The following is a 15,829-nucleotide window of genomic DNA, read 5'->3' as shown; positions in this document are numbered from 1 at the left end:
AAAAAGATTTACCGTACAAAGCCGGACGAAAAACTTTTCAGAATAGAGGGGAAATAATTACCTTTGCTTTTTCTTTTTTGTAAACTCAAACTAATAAAAAAATGAACTTATCTCAGCTTACAGCAATTTCACCTGTTGATGGACGCTATCGCTCTAAATGTGAACAATATGCAAATTATTTTTCAGAATACGCATTAATCCGCTACCGTGTGTTGGTAGAAGTGGAATACTTCATTGCATTATGCGAAATTCCATTGAAACAGCTGGAACATGTCCCTGCCGGAGTTTTCCCGAAACTGCGTGAAGTATATACCGGTTTTTCCGAAGCGGACGCAACTAAGATAAAAGACATAGAGAAAGTTACCAACCACGATGTAAAAGCCGTAGAATATTTTCTGAAAGAAAAATTTGACGAACTGAACTTATCGGCATTTAAAGAATTTATCCACTTCGGCTTAACATCGCAGGATATAAACAACACGTCAGTTCCATTGTCGCTAAAAGAAGCATTAGACCATGTTTATTACCCCGAAGCAGAAACTTTGCTCCGCGACCTGAACCGCGTGGCCGACGAATGGCGCGACGTATCCATGCTGGCAAAAACACATGGACAGCCCGCATCGCCTACACGCTTAGGTAAAGAGATGATGGTTTTCGTAAGCCGACTGAAACAGCAAATAGAATTGTTGAAAGAAGTGCCCCTTTCCGCTAAATTTGGAGGCGCTACAGGCAATTTCAATGCGCACACAGTAGCATACCCTACTACCGACTGGAAAGCATTCGGAAACAAATTTGTTTCCGAAAAACTCGGTTTGGAGCGCGAACAATGGACTACCCAAATATCCAATTATGATAACATGGCAGCATTGTTCGACGCGATGAAACGCATCAATACTATTTTGATTGACTTATGCCGTGACATCTGGACGTATGTGTCGATGGAGTATTTCAAACAAAGAATTAAAGCGGGCGAAGTAGGCTCATCGGCCATGCCGCACAAGGTAAACCCTATCGACTTTGAAAATGCCGAAGGCAATTTAGGCATTGCAAATGCTGTTTTAGAGTTCCTTGCTTCCAAACTGCCTGTTTCACGCCTGCAAAGAGACCTGACAGACAGTACGGTTTTGCGTAATGTAGGAGTGCCTTTTGCGCATACGATGATTGCCACTCAAAGCATATTGAAGGGACTGAACAAATTATTGCTGAATGAAACAGCTATTTACCGCGACTTGGACGACAACTGGGCTGTAGTAGCAGAGGGAATTCAAACCATTTTACGCAGGGAAGCATATCCTTCGCCTTACGAAGCGTTGAAAGCCCTCACCCGTACAAACGAAGCTATAACGGAAACATCCATCCGTGAGTTTATCAACACTCTGGATGTGGACGAATCGGTAAAAGAAGAATTACGTAGAATCACTCCAAGAAATTACACCGGAGTATAAAATTTTGGTAAAAAAGATTCAAGGTTCAAAAAATATCAATATCCTTGAATCTTTTTTATTTATTTTGCAAGCTCACAGTATATACTGAAAACGAGTAAGGTACTCTCCAAAGTAATAATTTTATTTTAAATAATCATATAGTGAGGCTTACCACTCGTAACTAAACACTTGTAACTATTTATGTTCAAACTTTTTCAACTTCTTAAGCGATTTATCCCGCCTTACAAGAAATATGTTTTCCTGAACTTGTTGTTTCATATCCTCTCTACAATTTTAGGATTACTGTCTTTTTACGCCATTATTCCGATATTGCAGATTTTGTTCGGTATTTCGAATAAAATCAAAGTTTTTCAACCTTGGACATGGAACGATAGCTTGGGGAATATTTTCAATGCAATAAAGAACAATGTGTTTTTCCATATCGAAAGCTTCTTAGGACAACTTACCCCTGCCACCGCTTTGGTTTGCATCGGCACATACCTTATCGTTACAGCTTTTCTGAAAACAGGCTCCTCCTTTTTAGGTTCTTATTTTATGGTTCCTATCCGCACAGGGGTGCTTCGCGATTTGAGGATGAAACTATATGACAAGATTTTAAGCCTGCCGCTCGGATTTTTTACCGAAGAACGCAAAGGCGATATAATGGCGCGCATGACAGGCGATGTGGTAGAAGTGGAAAACTCCATCATGAGCTCTCTGGACATGATGTTTAAAAACCCCATCATGATTGCGATATACCTGATAGCCATGTTTTCCATAAGCTGGCAACTAACGATATTTGCATTAATATTTTTACCTGTTGGCGGCCTTGTTGTCGGAAAAATCGGAAAATCATTAAAAAGACGCTCGAAAGAAGGACAGGAACAGAACGGGGAATTGCTATCCCAAATAGAAGAAACACTTGGTGGCCTGCGGGTAATAAAAGCCTTCAATGCCGAAAAAAAACTGGAAGGCCGTTTTTCAATACTGAACGAAAAACTACGGCGTACATTCAATAAGATAAACCGCAAACATGCACTGGCACATCCGGTAAGCGAATTTTTGGGAACAGTAATCGTAGCTGTTATATTATGCGTTGGCGGCCTTTTCATTTTGGGCGACCGCTATGGCCTTAGCGGAGAGTCATTTATCTACTATCTTACCATTTTTTACTTGATAATCAATCCTGTAAAAGAACTTTCGAAGGCATCATACAGCATTCAGAAAGGATTGGCCTCGCTTGAGAGGGTGGATAAAGTTCTTGAAACAGAAAACACCATTCCCGAACCACAATATCCTGAAATAATTAAACCCTTCAGCAATAAAATTGAATATCGAAACCTATGGTTCAAGTACCAAAACGAATGGGTTTTGCAGGATGTAGACCTGACAATAGAGCGAGGAAAGACCGTAGCACTTGTAGGTCAATCGGGCTCAGGTAAATCAACACTTGTTGATTTACTGCCGCGCTTTTACGACCCGCAAAAAGGCGAAGTAATGATAGATGGCGTAAATATAAAAGAATTGCAAACAAAGGATATCCGTTCGCAAATGGGAAATGTGAACCAAGAGGCAATCTTGTTTAACGACACCTTTTACAATAACATTACATTCGGCGTAGAATCTGCTACAATGGAACAGGTAATAGAAGCTGCAAAAATAGCTAATGCACACGACTTCATCATGGCTACCGAACAAGGATACGACTCTAACATAGGCGACCGAGGCAGTAAACTCTCCGGTGGACAGCGGCAACGCATCAGCATAGCACGCGCCATACTCAAAAACCCGGCAATACTTATACTGGACGAGGCAACCTCAGCACTGGATACCGAATCGGAAAAAATGGTACAGGAAGCACTGGATAACCTGATGAAAAACCGCACCACCCTGGTAGTGGCACACCGCCTATCAACCATTAAACGTGCCGACGAAATTTGCGTGATGCACGAAGGACAAATAGTTGAACGTGGCAAGCACGATGAACTCATCCTGCTCAATGGTTATTATAAGCGGTTGGTTGACATGCAGTCTTTTTAAGGAGAGAAATCTCAAAAAGGAAAAAAGTGACAAAAGGTATACATACAAGAAATCAACAAAGATACAATTAGCTGATAACCAGGCAATTACACAACACGTCAAATTTTTAATTGTTGAATTGCAATACGTTTTTTCAATCATTACTTCCTGAAGAAAGAAAAATTGACATTGCCATAGTGCCGGTGCTCTTTAAAGTTAGGATGCGATTCAAAATTGTTTTTAGCAGAATGTTCCAATACAAAAAGGCCGTTTTCGCTCAAAATATCCCTCTCGAAAATCATATCCGGTATTGCGGTGAGTTCGCGCAAATCGTATGGAGGGTCGGCAAATATCAGGTCGTACTTGGCATGAGTCTTTTTTATAAACTTAAAAACATCTGTTTTCAGCAACAGCAGGTTATCTACTTTCAACTCGCTACATGTTTTTTTTATGAAAGCATAATGTTTCTCGTTCAGTTCTACCGCCGTAACGCTTTTACATTCTCTCGAAATCAACTCCAGACTAATACTTCCCGTTCCGGCAAAAAGGTCTAATGCATTTATATCCTCAAAATCAAGTTGGTTGGATAGCAAATTAAACAAACCCTCCTTTGCAAAATCGGTGGTTGGCCTTGCTGTTATATTATTAGGCGGGCTTATCCGTCGTCCCTTGTATTTTCCACTTACAATTCTCATAGGCAGGTTTTATTGCAAAATCACTTTACAGTTCCTTACATAGTCCGAAATCAGGCTTTGAAATTCAGTTGTATTATTCCGCTGATATAACTTTACTTTTGTATTTTCCACATCAAGTCTCAGTTGCTCAAAAACACTCAGGATATAGTAAGTAAAATCCTCGGGAGTACGGTAGCTGAAGCTATTTATCAAAACAACGGAACTATTTCTCACTACCACCACATCAAGCATTTTAGCCCGTACCCATACATATACCCCATCCTCCCCTGATTTTATTTTCTCTGAAAGAAAATAACTTAAGTGATGTCTTATAATTGTTTCGGGAAACAGTTCGTTTAAGGCCTGATGCAAGGCAAAAGGAATGGAGAACACATTCACCATATCCCATCCGGCAGTGCGGTTGAACAAAACTATATCTTCTTTATTCCTGTCGTACTGAAAGTAATAATAATCATCAATATACCGGGGCTTAAAAGTACTTTCGGGTAAAAATACATACTTGTCCGATTCCACATGCACTTGCATCTCATTGTAGTCGTACAAATTAATTTCACTTGTACCACTCAGCAATTGCTTTATCTCCTCGCTGCTTACATGAAAAACAGGAGCGTGAATTTTCTGCTCAAAAAAAACGTTCCCTTGCTCAAGTATAAATAAAGAAAATCCATCCGGACTACACCGGATGGACAAACTATAATCTCTTTTATTTAAATCTGATTTATCCAAGCGTGAAAACTTAGAGCGTGTAAATTATTCCCAGTTTCCTGCATTATTGTTAGGCGCGTCAACCGAACCTACCTTCAGTCCCGGATATTTATCCATTTGCTCTGCTTTATCAATCAGGTTAAGCATTTCCTGACGGTCAAGGTCGTGCAGATAAGTTTTATACGGAGCAGTAACTTCAAACAAAGGGATACGGATACCTATATCGTTTTTGTAGCCATTATTTACTTCTACACCATATTTTACATTTTGAGAATAAGGTATGATAATCATTTTCCCTATATTTTCTCTCGTGTATTCTCCTTTAAAAATTTCGCTGATAACATCAACAACTGTTGTATCACGGCGGAAGCCTTGAAGTCCGTTCTTCTCAATTTCTCTCTGATTTCCGCTATTCACAATGCGAACTGCTTTTGCTTCGGTCAGTCCGGCTTCCAACTGTGCATCGGTCAACGCGCCTTCTTTCGAAACTATCTTTTTCTTTCCGTCACGAACAAAATCTACCAACGAATCAAGGTCTGACACAAAACGGCCATATTGGTCTCTATATTCTAATTGAGCTTTACGAATGTCTATTAAATTTTTCACTACCGCTTTCTCACGCATCGTCCGTGTGTTTTCGAACTGAATAGGAGTTACAATACTCATAATACAAAGATAGGCAAGAAAAATAATCGCAATTCCAAGCAAAATTTTGACAACTGTTTTCATGTGAGGTATATTTACTTTTTAATATTAACTTTATTGCAAACGTTATTTTTTATCCGGAGGCTTTGCATATTGTCTTTATCATTAAAAAATGGATGATAAATTTTTATGTGTCCGCATAAAAAGCCACTAGTTTGCAAATTTAGAAAAGAAAATCAAATACTCATAACCATAAGTGCTTTTTTATGTATTTTTTTTGTGTTTTTTGTGTTTTACCACATACGGCTTAAATTTTTCAAAGCCCTGTATGAATTTTAATAACCCACTTCCGAAAAACCGGATTTTAATGTGTAAATACTACTGATGCGTTAAAACGCAATTATTTTCGGTAATTCTCTATTTCATAGCTATATACAGAAGAATATCATTTTTTCGATTTAAAGATTCACGTTAATATTTAAAGTCCCATAGGGACGGGAGTTTGGTAATGACCGGCTTTTAGTACTGCCTCTGCGTGCCGTAGGTACGCTACCCCGTTACAAGAGTTTCGTTCCTACGGCACGAATAATGTGCGTTAATTATGTGCTGTTACCAAACTTATGCTCCTACGGAGCACATGAATGATATTTCAATCTCAAAAAACATTTAACGCATCAGTTACTAATGTGTAAACATAAAATTCTTTTTTACTGTTTTAACCCATAAAAATACATGTAAGTTTTATATCTTTGCACATAGCTGTACTACTTGTATGGAAGCATATAAATAAACAATTTGAATTTTAAGCATATTATTTGCAGGACTGATTATTATGACATTAACTCCCGCCGCAACATCTATCCGGAAAAAGTATAATCAGCTTTTACGTTTGCATCCAAATCTTTTCACACCGGCAGAAAGGCTGACGCTGAAAAATATATTGGTAGAACATTATGCCTCCGAAAAAGAACAGAACCTCGCTCCGGGACGTTCTATCTTCGATAGAATACACATAGTGGGAATTGTTCTGGATGAAATAGGGTTAGGAAAACCGGCAGTTTTAAGTGTGCTTTTGCATGAGATGACTGAAAAAGGAAAAATCTCGGTAAAAGAAATAAACCAGCGTTTTAATACAAGCGTAGATTCTATAATACACGGATTGTCGCATGTAGAAAACCTGTATAAAAGAAACGCATCGATAGAAACCGAGAATTTCCGCAAACTGTTACTGACGTTTGCCGAAGATATCCGTGTTATTCTTATCATGGTAGCCGAGCGTCTGTATGTAATGCGCAATCTGGACGCCTATCCCGAAGAAATCCGTCAGGGTATAGCCCGTGAGTGTTCGTTCCTGTATGCTCCGTTGGCACACCGTATGGGCTTGTATGCTATCAAAAGTGAGTTGGAAGATTTATCGCTGAAATACACAAACAGGGAAATTTATAAAGAGATAGCAAAGAAACTGAACGAGACAAAGCGTTCGCGCGAAAAATACATTGCCGAATTTATAACTCCCCTGAAAGAAAAGCTGAACACTCTTGGCATAACATTTGACATAAAAGGGAGAACCAAGTCTATTCATTCCATTTACTCGAAAATAAAAAAGCAGAATACGGCATTCGAAAATATTTACGACTTGTTTGCAATCCGTATTATTATAGATGCTCCTATTGAGAAAGAAAAAGCCGTATGCTGGCAGGCTTATTCCATCGTTACCGATATGTACCAGCCCAACCCTAAACGCCTGAGAGACTGGATATCCATTCCAAAATCGAATGGATACGAAAGCCTGCATACCACGGTATTAGGACCTGAGGAAAAATGGGTTGAGGTACAAATCAGAACACGACGGATGGACGAGATTGCCGAAAAAGGGCTGGCTGCTCACTGGAAGTACAAAGGCATCAAAAGTGAGTCGGGAATGGATGAGTGGTTGAAGAATATCCGCGAAATTCTGGAAAATCCTGAGTTGAACGCGGTAGACTTCATGGATGAGTTCAAGTTGAACCTGTATGACAAGGAAGTTTTTGTTTTTACTCCTAACGGCGATTTACATAAATTACCAAAAGGGGCTACCGTACTTGATTTTGCTTTTTCGATTCATTCGGAACTGGGGAGTAAGTGTGTAGGAGCTAAAGTAAACAACAAAAACGTACCTATAAAGCACGTTTTGGATAATGGCGACCAGGTACAGATACTAACATCGCCTACCCAGAAACCAAATCAGGCATGGCTGGGCATAGTAACCACATCGAAGGCTAAGAACAAAATACGCCAGGCACTTAAAGAAGTGGAGTTTAAAGATGCGGAAATAGGGCGTGAAACCCTGATTCGCCGTTTTAAAAACTGGAAAATAGAGCTTGACGATGGCAATATATCACGCTTAGCGAAAAAGAAAGGATACAAAACAGTAAGCGACTTGTATCAGGAACTGGCACAAGGCAAACTGGATATTCTCCTTATTAAGGATGCTTACCTTAATCTGGACAAACGCGATACGATTCAAGAGCCGGAAGTAAAAAGCGCCGAATCATTTTCGAAAGAACCGCAGCAGGTTGATGTCAAAGAAGACGTCCTGATAATCGGGCAAGACCTGAAAAATGTCGATTTCAAACTGTCAAAATGCTGCAACCCTATTTATGGAGATGATGTATTTGGATTTGTGTCGGTTACAGGTGGTATAAAAATACACCGTACCGACTGCCCTAATGCTCCGCAGTTGATTTCCCGCTTTGGCTATCGTATTATTAAGGCACGATGGTCGGGCAAGTCGGTAGGATCGTTGTATCCTATAACCCTGCGTATTGTAGGGCACGATGATATTGGTATCGTTGCTAACATTACGTCGCTCATCTCGAAAGAAAAAAACATCCAGTTGCGTTCCATTTCCATCGACTCGAACGCAGGACTTTTTCAGGGAAATATCACACTGATGGTGAATGATACGAAAGACTTGGAAGCCATCGTTAAAAAAATAAAGCTGGTAAAAGGGGTGAAAAATGTATCCAGAGCGTAAGCAGGAAAAGGTGAAAGTGCTCCCATTGGCGCAAGTTTAGCGTAGCGCAACTTGTACCGAAAATAGAGGCAGTTTGAAACTGTAAAAGAGAAGCACAAGTCGCAGACTTGCGCTATATATGGGTACCTATAATAGATTAAAGAATCAAGAGCCAAGAATCAAGATGAAAAAATAAGAATGAGGAAAAAGGTGAAAGGAAAAAGGTGAAAGTAAAAAGTATAAAGTATAAAGTATAAAGTATAAAGTATAAAGTTACTTTATTACCTCTTACTCCTTGCTTCTTATCTCTAACTTACAACTAAATAATAACTAATAATTAAACATTAACAATTACCCCCGTGTCTTTGTGTCTCCGTGTTAAAAAAAATAATAATTAAACACTAAATAATATGTTTTCAGGAATAGTAGAAGAAGCTGCTCAAGTAGTGGCCTTACAGAAAGACAAAGAAAATCTTCATATAACAATGTCTTGTTCGTTTGTCGACGAACTTACTATCGACCAAAGTGTGGCCCACAATGGGGTATGCCTTACTGTTGTGAAAAAAGATGATAAGACCTATACCGTAACCGCAATTCAGGAAACGCTCGACAGGTCGAACCTGGGACTGTTAAGAATCGGAAGCAAAGTAAACCTCGAACGCAGCATGCGGATGAACGGACGCTTGGACGGGCATATCGTACAGGGACACGTAGACCAAACTGCCGAATGTATAAATGTAGAAGAGATGGACGGAAGCTGGCTATATACGTTCAAATACAAATTTGATAAAGAAATGGCAAAGCGCGGCTACCTTACTGTAGACAAAGGCTCGGTAACCGTAAATGGGGTAAGCCTTACCGTCTGCAACCCTACCGACGACACATTCCAGGTGGCGATAATTCCTTACACACACGAGTTTACCAATTTTCACCAGATAGAAAAAGGAAGCATGGTTAATATCGAATTTGATATAATCGGTAAATATATAAGCCGTATCATGGCATTCAACTAAAAAAAGACTCAAAAAAAGGCAAACAACCCTGTTTTACAAAAAACGTTGTTTGCCTTTTTTTCATGTGTTCTTTACATTGCTACAACAGCAGCATTAGTTAAATACACTATTTAACACAGGCAAATATAAACAAAAGAACAACAGCGCTTGTTTAAGTATAGGAGGAAATTTATAGGTTATGGGTAAACTTAAATCACAGATTAAAGAATCTTTTTTTAATCCGGTCTTATTGATACTCCCTGTATTGGTATTCATTATTCTTGATTTTTTTTCGGGGTTAATGTACGCTTGGATAGGGGCACTTTCAATTGCTATTTTACTTACTGTTTTTGTCAGGGTTACATATAAGAACCTGTTCAAATGGTATCTGTTTTATATGCTGATATTTTTGGTTGTTATCTCGCTGATGAGCGTTGCATATTATTTCAGCAAAATGCACTTGCTTGTGTCATCCATAGTAGCCAATAGTGTTGTATTCCTCGTAGCCCTTCTCGTTGTCTTTCTGTTACGGCGTTCTATCACAAAACTTTCCGACAAGCTTGTTTCACCATTAATTCCGATGAGCAACAATATCATGGAATTTTACAAGTTGCTTAAAGTATTTATCGTCGTAGTTGCTACATACTTACTTTTTTACTTTATACTTATCCATCTGAATAGCGATAAGAACCTGCAATATGTTATGTTGCTCAACCTTGCGTATCTTGTCATTACGTTTATCACTACATTGTTCTTTTTTATTAAAGTAAAGATTGTACGCTCCCAACTGGCAAACGAGAGATGGCTGCCCATCATTACAAAAGAAGGAAAGGTAGTAGGCACTATTCAGCGTGTAAGTAGCCTGTCGGACAGACGGAAACATATGCACCCCGTTATCAGGGGGATATTGGTTAACGAGGGGCGGGTACTTATGCAGAAGCCGGTAGAAGGTGACATGTTTTACAAATCCTCGTGGGATAACATCATCTCAAGGCATATAAATATAGGCGAGACGGCTGAAGAAAGCCTGAAAAAAGCCGCGTTCGAAAAACTCAATATCGAAGACCTGAAATCATTCTATTTGACCAAGTATATACACGATACTCCATACGAGAAACAATACGTACTGGTTTTTATTATATGCGACTATAAAGGCGACATGGTTCCGAATCCGGACAAAATAGCTCAAATGAAATGGTGGACTATGCCTCAGATAGAGAGCAACCTGAAAGCAGGAATATTCGACGACCGTTTCGTTACCGAATATGAACTGCTGAAGCGTTCCGGATTGTTGGATTCGGGAGAAGATATTTGCTCGTGCGAGCCGGATGAAGTAGTAGAACAAACTCAAGAAAACAAAGGCAAACAACGAAAAACGCCAAAGAAAGCAAGTAAGCCTCAAGCAAAAGCAGGAAAAGCAAAAGGTGCAAAAAATGAAAAGCCGGAAACCACAGGCGAAGGCTGATTATTCTTTTGGACGCCTCTTGGTTTTAAATGATAAAATATGAATAGTGACTCCGGTTGCAATGGCTGCAAGCAAGATTTGCAGCCATAATTTTTCGCCGGCTACCGTAAATATCGTTATCAACATTACACTCCACAACAGGCTTACCGAGAAAACCTTTATCCGCAAAGGGATTGCTTTTTCTTCCCTAAAACTGCGGATATATTCTCCTAAAACCCTATGATTCAGCAGCCAGTTATAGAGCTTATCAGAACTGCGTGCAAATACCGCAGCCGATAAAAGCAAAAAAGGAGTAGTGGGCAAAATAGGAAGAAAAATTCCTAAAACACCCAAAATCAGACTTATAATTCCTATTACGACGTATAGTACCTTCATTTTTTCTTAAAACACAGAGACACTAAGACACGGGGATATTAATTATTAATTATTAATTTTTAATTATTAGTTATTAGTTACGAGTTAGAGATAAGAAGTAGGGAGTAAGAGGTAATAAAGTAACTTTATACTTTTTCCTTTCACCTTTTTCCTCATTCTTTCATCTTGGCTCTTGGCTCTTGATTCTATGTATCTCCCTTCCATCACTACTCATCCAGCACTTTCTTAAAAATCTTCTGCGACTGGTTGAAATCCAACCTTGCCGACGGACCTGAGATACAACCTCCTTCGCATGCCATTACTTCTATAAAGTTGCCCGGTGCTTTCCCCTTTGCATAAGCTCTGAGCAACCCGATATTCTTTTTATTGATGTTAGACACCTGTACCGGCTTTACCCCTAATTGCGGATAATATTCCGAAATAGCAGAGATAACTCCTCCTACACGGGCAAAACCTTTTCCGGCTTTCGGAGCCTCCCCTTTAATTTCCGGTTTACTTTTTTCCAGTTTTATAGATAATCCTTCGAAAATAGCATCCAGCTCCTCAAAGGTTATAACAAAATCAATCAATTCATTATCAGCAGCCTCTTTTCTTTTTCCTACACATGGGCCGATGAAAACTATTTTTGCATCAGGATATTGCGCCCTTACAACCTCGGCCGTGTAATACATTGGCGATTTAGTATGCGAAACGAATGGCTTCATCTCCGGCAAATGCTTATTTACCAACTCAACGTATGAGGGACAACATGATGTAGTCATAAATTGCTGTCCCGACTCCAATTTTTCCTGCAATTCCAAACCTTCGAGCCGGGTGGTTTCCATTGCCCCATGAGCCACTTCTACAGTCTCGGTAAATCCTATTTCGTTTATCGCATCAAAGATATTGCTCAGAGGGGCATCGTATTGCGATTGTATCGAAGGTGCTACAATAGCAACGAGCTTCTCGCCTTTCGACAATACAGAAAAAATATCGAATATCTGAGAGATTTCAAATATAGAACCAAAAGGACAAGCGTTGATACATTTTCCGCAATAAATACATTTTTTCTCATCAATATATTCTATTCCGTTTTCATCTTTCTGAATTGCCTTTACAGGACAAACCTCTTCGCATGGAATGGGAATATATACAATAGAATGATATGGGCAGGCCTCTTTACATATACCACAGTTAACACACTTATTATGGTCTATTTGCGCTTGCCCGTTTTGGAGGAAACCAATAGCATCTTTAGGGCAATTCATATGGCACGCACGCCCTACACATCCTTTACAAAGATTGGTAACCACGTAATTTGTTTTCACACAAGCCGTACAAGCCTCATCCACCACAGTAAGAATACTGTTTTTCTTTTTTGTACGCACCAATGCTTTGCGGGCATATTCCGACAATGGAGTTAATTCATCCTCTTCATCTTCAACACTATAACCAAGAATGGGCAGCATTTTATATTTCAAAACGGCACGTTCTTTATGTATACAGCAACGCCCCCGTGGTACTTTTTTTCGTGGGGCCATATTGAGGGGAATCCGGTTTATTTCATCAACCAAAGTACCGTTTTTATACATCCCTACTAAGTTCGACATTAACTCTCGCCGAATGATAAGAGCATTGTTTACAAAAGCCATTATTTACCTGAATTTTTGATGAAGTATATAGTCATTTTTTGTTTGGGAGCGCAAAGGTAGTGATTTTTTGATTAAAGAAAAATTTCTTTAATCAAAATGTATAAAAATGATAGCTTGGGGAATTTTGAAAATATTATTTTATCACCGAACGACTTATAAAAGAAGTCGGGCATATTTTTTTCACAAATTCAAAATATAACATTTCGGCTAACCAACAAGCACTTTATTAGATGCTTTTAGTTAAAAAACCGACTGTGCGCCCTAAAACAATTGTAAAAACTTGCATAGTACTAATAAATAAGATACTTTTGCAAGTGTATTTTTCTTGATGAAAGTGTAGAAAAATATGAGTTGTTTTGTGTTTTTAAAAAGCTGATAAATAGACATTTGAATTTAACATTGACATCCTGCCCACATGGCACATGTTCAGTATTGAATTAAAAGACAATGTCTTATCTGTTTTTTCATTTGTTAATATACCATTACTATTTATAGATTGAATACACTGTATCTTTCTTAAAGCAAGATTGTTTTTACAAGGAATGGAAGAGTTCATTTCTTTAATTTTATGCACATATTTGATTTTAAAAATAAAAGTCTTCATTAAAAAAGGTTCCGCTGAGTAAGTAACTGTTTATCGCAAACGACGAGAACATTATTTATTTACAAATATTTATTATATATATACACAATCAACATTCATTAATTATATAAATATATTCCTTTTTAGAGAGAGTAATGAAGACAACTCAACATGGTTACTAATATTTTAGTAACCATGTTGTTTAATTTTAAACAGGTACGTTAGCACGTACAACCTCAAAAGAAATAAAAATCCCCTTCTTATAATTTATTAAGACTTTATAAATTTATACTTATCAAACATTATGAAAAAGATAGTTTTATTATTTCTATTATCAGTTTCTACCTCTTTTGTTTTTTCCCAACAATTTGCATACATATCCCGCGATAGCATTTTAACTTCGATCGACGACTACAATAAAAACCTGCTACAACTGGACAGTTTGAAAACAAACTACACACAAGAGCTGGATTATATGCAGGAGCAACTAAAACAACGTTACAATCAACTATTAGCACCATATGGCCTTACCGGACAAGAAAGCATAGAAGATATTCAGAGCACAATAGAGCCTATGGACAGCATTACATTTTCGATTTTATTGCAAGAAGACCAGATGCTACAAACCAAAGCCAAAAGCTATGACAACATGCTGAACTTTGTTTTTCACCGGGACATACAGCCTTTGTTGGACAAGGTAAATAAAACAATTACCAGCTACTCGAAAAAGAACAAAATAGACATTGTTTATATTATCGAAGAATTGTCGCCGGGCTTGGCGTATATAAACGAAAAAAAGAACATTACAGGAGAGATAATCAAACTATTAAAAGAATAAAAAACTTCTTTAAGAAAGGAAGTTCCACTTAGGGGTGGTAAAAACTACAAGCATATATTTTGCTTGTAGTTTTTTTATTTTCCGGAAATTTCAAACGCATTTTAAATAAACCCTAAAATTCCGCAATACACCTTACACTGCGACCGTACGCACGGTGTTCAATAGTCGCAGGGGACACGGTACTGCCATTAAAGTACAGGGCGAACGAGGTACAACCGTAAATGCCACCACTCCAGTAGTAGCCCTTAGTACCTACATTGTAGAACTCGCCGTCAAAGTTGTAGCGGTAGCCAGCAGCGGGCAAAAAGAGAGTAGTGGTTTCACCATCAGGCTTCACTTCGTAACCGGTAGTACTGCCAGCATCATCATTCCACACCCAAGTATTAACAACGGCAGTACTAAAAGTACCTGGAGCAGACCCGCCACGAAAAATACCACTCCACTCGCCTTGAGCTGGTACACGCCAACCAGTGGGGCAAGGATCGTAAGTAGCATTCTTTTGATTACGCCAATTAAGGTCAGCGGTAGCAGCAGATGTCCAGTTGTAAGGGTAAGAAGTAGCCTTAATAAAGGTATTAAGCCCATCCATAGTCACACCATTAGCAGTTGTACTACCTGTAGCTACATCTGTAACTATAACATCCGAAACACCACTGGTACGTTTTTCGTGACCATCGCGGGTACGCCCCCATTGGTACAAGTCGCCATAAACAACTGAATTATCATTTCTTGTATTAGGATAACTAAACACTGGGCTACTATATGTCTTTTGTTCTTCAATACTTTTATTTTCATCCGCACCCAGATTATGGCACATAAACGTACTCCATCCTCCCGTTACGGTTTTTGCCCCACAGCCTACAGCCACTTCGGCTATCTCGCTATCAATTGTATTACCGTCTCCGTCGGTTATCCGGCAATAATAACGGCGCATGCCCAGTTTGCTTAAGTTAGGAGTGAAAGCTGCGGTAGCTTCGTCCGCACCATCTGTTACAGTTACAGGAGCTGCATTGCTGTTAGCAGTCAGTTCGTACCATTGGTAAGTAAGGGGAGCTATTCCGGTAGCCGCCACGCTGATAGTAGCCGATTCGCCACCAATACCTGTAAGGGCGGTTGCATTTTTAGTTTCTGCCCAGTTGAATTTACGAGGCTGAGTGGTAATTCTTAAAGCGTTTTGTAAATCACCGCAATTAGCTATCCACAAAGTACCGTTCCATGTTTCGGTACAATCAATGTCGGCATTGTAGATGATCAAACCCTTAGCTAAACCCTTACCGCTTACCGATAAATTGTTACGCTGAACGGTAGTAAGCTGAGGCAAGCGTAAACCGCCCGTAGTACTTACTACCTCTAAAGCCGAGAATGTTTCGGGTGCTTTGTCAGCCCCAATAGTTACCTGTGCAGTTGCACTGAAAATGAAAAACGAAAATTGAAAAAGACAGAACAAAACTAAAGTCTGTCG

General features: G+C 39.0%; 12 protein-coding genes. 6 read left to right on the top strand and 6 right to left on the bottom strand.

Translation table 11 applies throughout. The features are described 5' to 3' along the window. The first annotated feature begins 101 nt into the window (after positions 1 to 101). On the top strand, positions 102 to 1,445 hold the full coding sequence (gene purB / locus D0T49_RS03750; RefSeq protein ID WP_163629253.1) for an adenylosuccinate lyase: 1,344 nt from the start codon (positions 102 to 104) through the stop codon (positions 1,443 to 1,445). A gap of 180 nt (positions 1,446 to 1,625) precedes the next feature. Beyond that, positions 1,626 to 3,464, top strand: a complete 1,839-nt coding sequence (locus D0T49_RS03745; RefSeq protein ID WP_163629252.1) for an ABC transporter ATP-binding protein — start codon at positions 1,626 to 1,628, stop codon at positions 3,462 to 3,464. A 140-nt stretch (positions 3,465 to 3,604) separates the two neighbouring features. On the opposite strand, the gene rsmD is transcribed toward D0T49_RS03745, so the two are convergent. From rsmD to D0T49_RS03730, 3 genes are read right to left on the bottom strand one after another with little or no spacing between them, the layout of a single operon-like run. Then, positions 3,605 to 4,138 carry a 16S rRNA (guanine(966)-N(2))-methyltransferase RsmD gene (gene rsmD, locus D0T49_RS03740; protein WP_163629251.1) on the bottom strand — a complete coding sequence of 178 codons (534 nt, stop codon included), beginning with the start codon at positions 4,136 to 4,138 and terminating at the stop codon, positions 3,605 to 3,607. A gap of 9 nt (positions 4,139 to 4,147) precedes the next feature. Further along, entirely contained in the window at positions 4,148 to 4,864 is a 717-nt protein-coding gene (locus tag D0T49_RS03735) for a DUF3822 family protein (RefSeq protein ID WP_163629250.1), read from the bottom strand. A gap of 24 nt (positions 4,865 to 4,888) precedes the next feature. After that, positions 4,889 to 5,572 carry a hypothetical protein gene (locus D0T49_RS03730; RefSeq protein WP_163629249.1) on the bottom strand — a complete coding sequence of 228 codons (684 nt, stop codon included), beginning with the start codon at positions 5,570 to 5,572 and terminating at the stop codon, positions 4,889 to 4,891. 748 nt (positions 5,573 to 6,320) lie between these two features. Here D0T49_RS03730 and D0T49_RS03725 point away from each other — a divergent pair. From D0T49_RS03725 to D0T49_RS03715, 3 genes are all read left to right on the top strand, one after another. Beyond that, on the top strand, positions 6,321 to 8,504 hold the full coding sequence (locus tag D0T49_RS03725) for a bifunctional (p)ppGpp synthetase/guanosine-3',5'-bis(diphosphate) 3'-pyrophosphohydrolase (protein ID WP_163629248.1): 2,184 nt from the start codon (positions 6,321 to 6,323) through the stop codon (positions 8,502 to 8,504). 389 nt (positions 8,505 to 8,893) lie between these two features. Then, a complete protein-coding gene (locus D0T49_RS03720) occupies positions 8,894 to 9,496 on the top strand; it encodes a riboflavin synthase (RefSeq protein WP_163629247.1) in 603 nt (200 codons plus the stop codon). 178 nt (positions 9,497 to 9,674) lie between these two features. Continuing rightward, positions 9,675 to 10,940, top strand: coding sequence for an NUDIX domain-containing protein (locus D0T49_RS03715; protein ID WP_163629246.1), 1,266 nt, complete (start codon positions 9,675 to 9,677; stop codon positions 10,938 to 10,940). On the opposite strand, the gene D0T49_RS03710 is transcribed toward D0T49_RS03715, so the two are convergent. Next, the gene (locus tag D0T49_RS03710) at positions 10,941 to 11,315 is read right to left on the bottom strand and encodes a YbaN family protein (RefSeq protein WP_163629245.1); all 375 of its coding nucleotides are present in this window, start codon (positions 11,313 to 11,315) and stop codon (positions 10,941 to 10,943) included. Between the two features lie 206 nt (positions 11,316 to 11,521). Continuing rightward, on the bottom strand, positions 11,522 to 12,946 hold the full coding sequence (locus tag D0T49_RS03705) for a monomeric [FeFe] hydrogenase (RefSeq protein WP_163629244.1): 1,425 nt from the start codon (positions 12,944 to 12,946) through the stop codon (positions 11,522 to 11,524). Between the two features lie 887 nt (positions 12,947 to 13,833). On the opposite strand from D0T49_RS03705, the gene D0T49_RS03700 reads away from it, so the two are divergent. Further along, a complete protein-coding gene (locus tag D0T49_RS03700; RefSeq protein ID WP_163629243.1) occupies positions 13,834 to 14,367 on the top strand; it encodes an OmpH family outer membrane protein in 534 nt (177 codons plus the stop codon). 112 nt (positions 14,368 to 14,479) lie between these two features. Here D0T49_RS03700 and D0T49_RS03695 read toward each other — a convergent pair. After that, positions 14,480 to 15,829: fibrobacter succinogenes major paralogous domain-containing protein (locus D0T49_RS03695; RefSeq protein WP_239057000.1), on the bottom strand; the 1,350-nt coding region annotated here is incomplete at its 5' end.

Source organism: Paludibacter sp. 221, assembly GCF_010501035.1.
In the GTDB taxonomy this organism is placed as follows: Bacteria; Bacteroidota; Bacteroidia; order Bacteroidales; family Paludibacteraceae; genus QVMH01.
The sequence above is the reverse complement of the archived record's forward strand: the minus strand, read 5'-3'. Positions and strand labels throughout refer to the sequence as shown.

Coding starts and splice junctions, on each gene's coding strand:
- purB (WP_163629253.1), top strand. CDS start 102: ATGAACTTATCTCAGCTTACAGCAATTTCACCTGTTGATGGACGCTAT.
- D0T49_RS03745 (WP_163629252.1), top strand. CDS start 1,626: ATGTTCAAACTTTTTCAACTTCTTAAGCGATTTATCCCGCCTTACAAG.
- rsmD (WP_163629251.1), bottom strand. CDS start 4,138: ATGAGAATTGTAAGTGGAAAATACAAGGGACGACGGATAAGCCCGCCT.
- D0T49_RS03730 (WP_163629249.1), bottom strand. CDS start 5,572: ATGAAAACAGTTGTCAAAATTTTGCTTGGAATTGCGATTATTTTTCTT.
- D0T49_RS03725 (WP_163629248.1), top strand. CDS start 6,321: ATGACATTAACTCCCGCCGCAACATCTATCCGGAAAAAGTATAATCAG.
- D0T49_RS03720 (WP_163629247.1), top strand. CDS start 8,894: ATGTTTTCAGGAATAGTAGAAGAAGCTGCTCAAGTAGTGGCCTTACAG.
- D0T49_RS03715 (WP_163629246.1), top strand. CDS start 9,675: ATGGGTAAACTTAAATCACAGATTAAAGAATCTTTTTTTAATCCGGTC.
- D0T49_RS03710 (WP_163629245.1), bottom strand. CDS start 11,315: ATGAAGGTACTATACGTCGTAATAGGAATTATAAGTCTGATTTTGGGT.
- D0T49_RS03705 (WP_163629244.1), bottom strand. CDS start 12,946: ATGGCTTTTGTAAACAATGCTCTTATCATTCGGCGAGAGTTAATGTCG.
- D0T49_RS03700 (WP_163629243.1), top strand. CDS start 13,834: ATGAAAAAGATAGTTTTATTATTTCTATTATCAGTTTCTACCTCTTTT.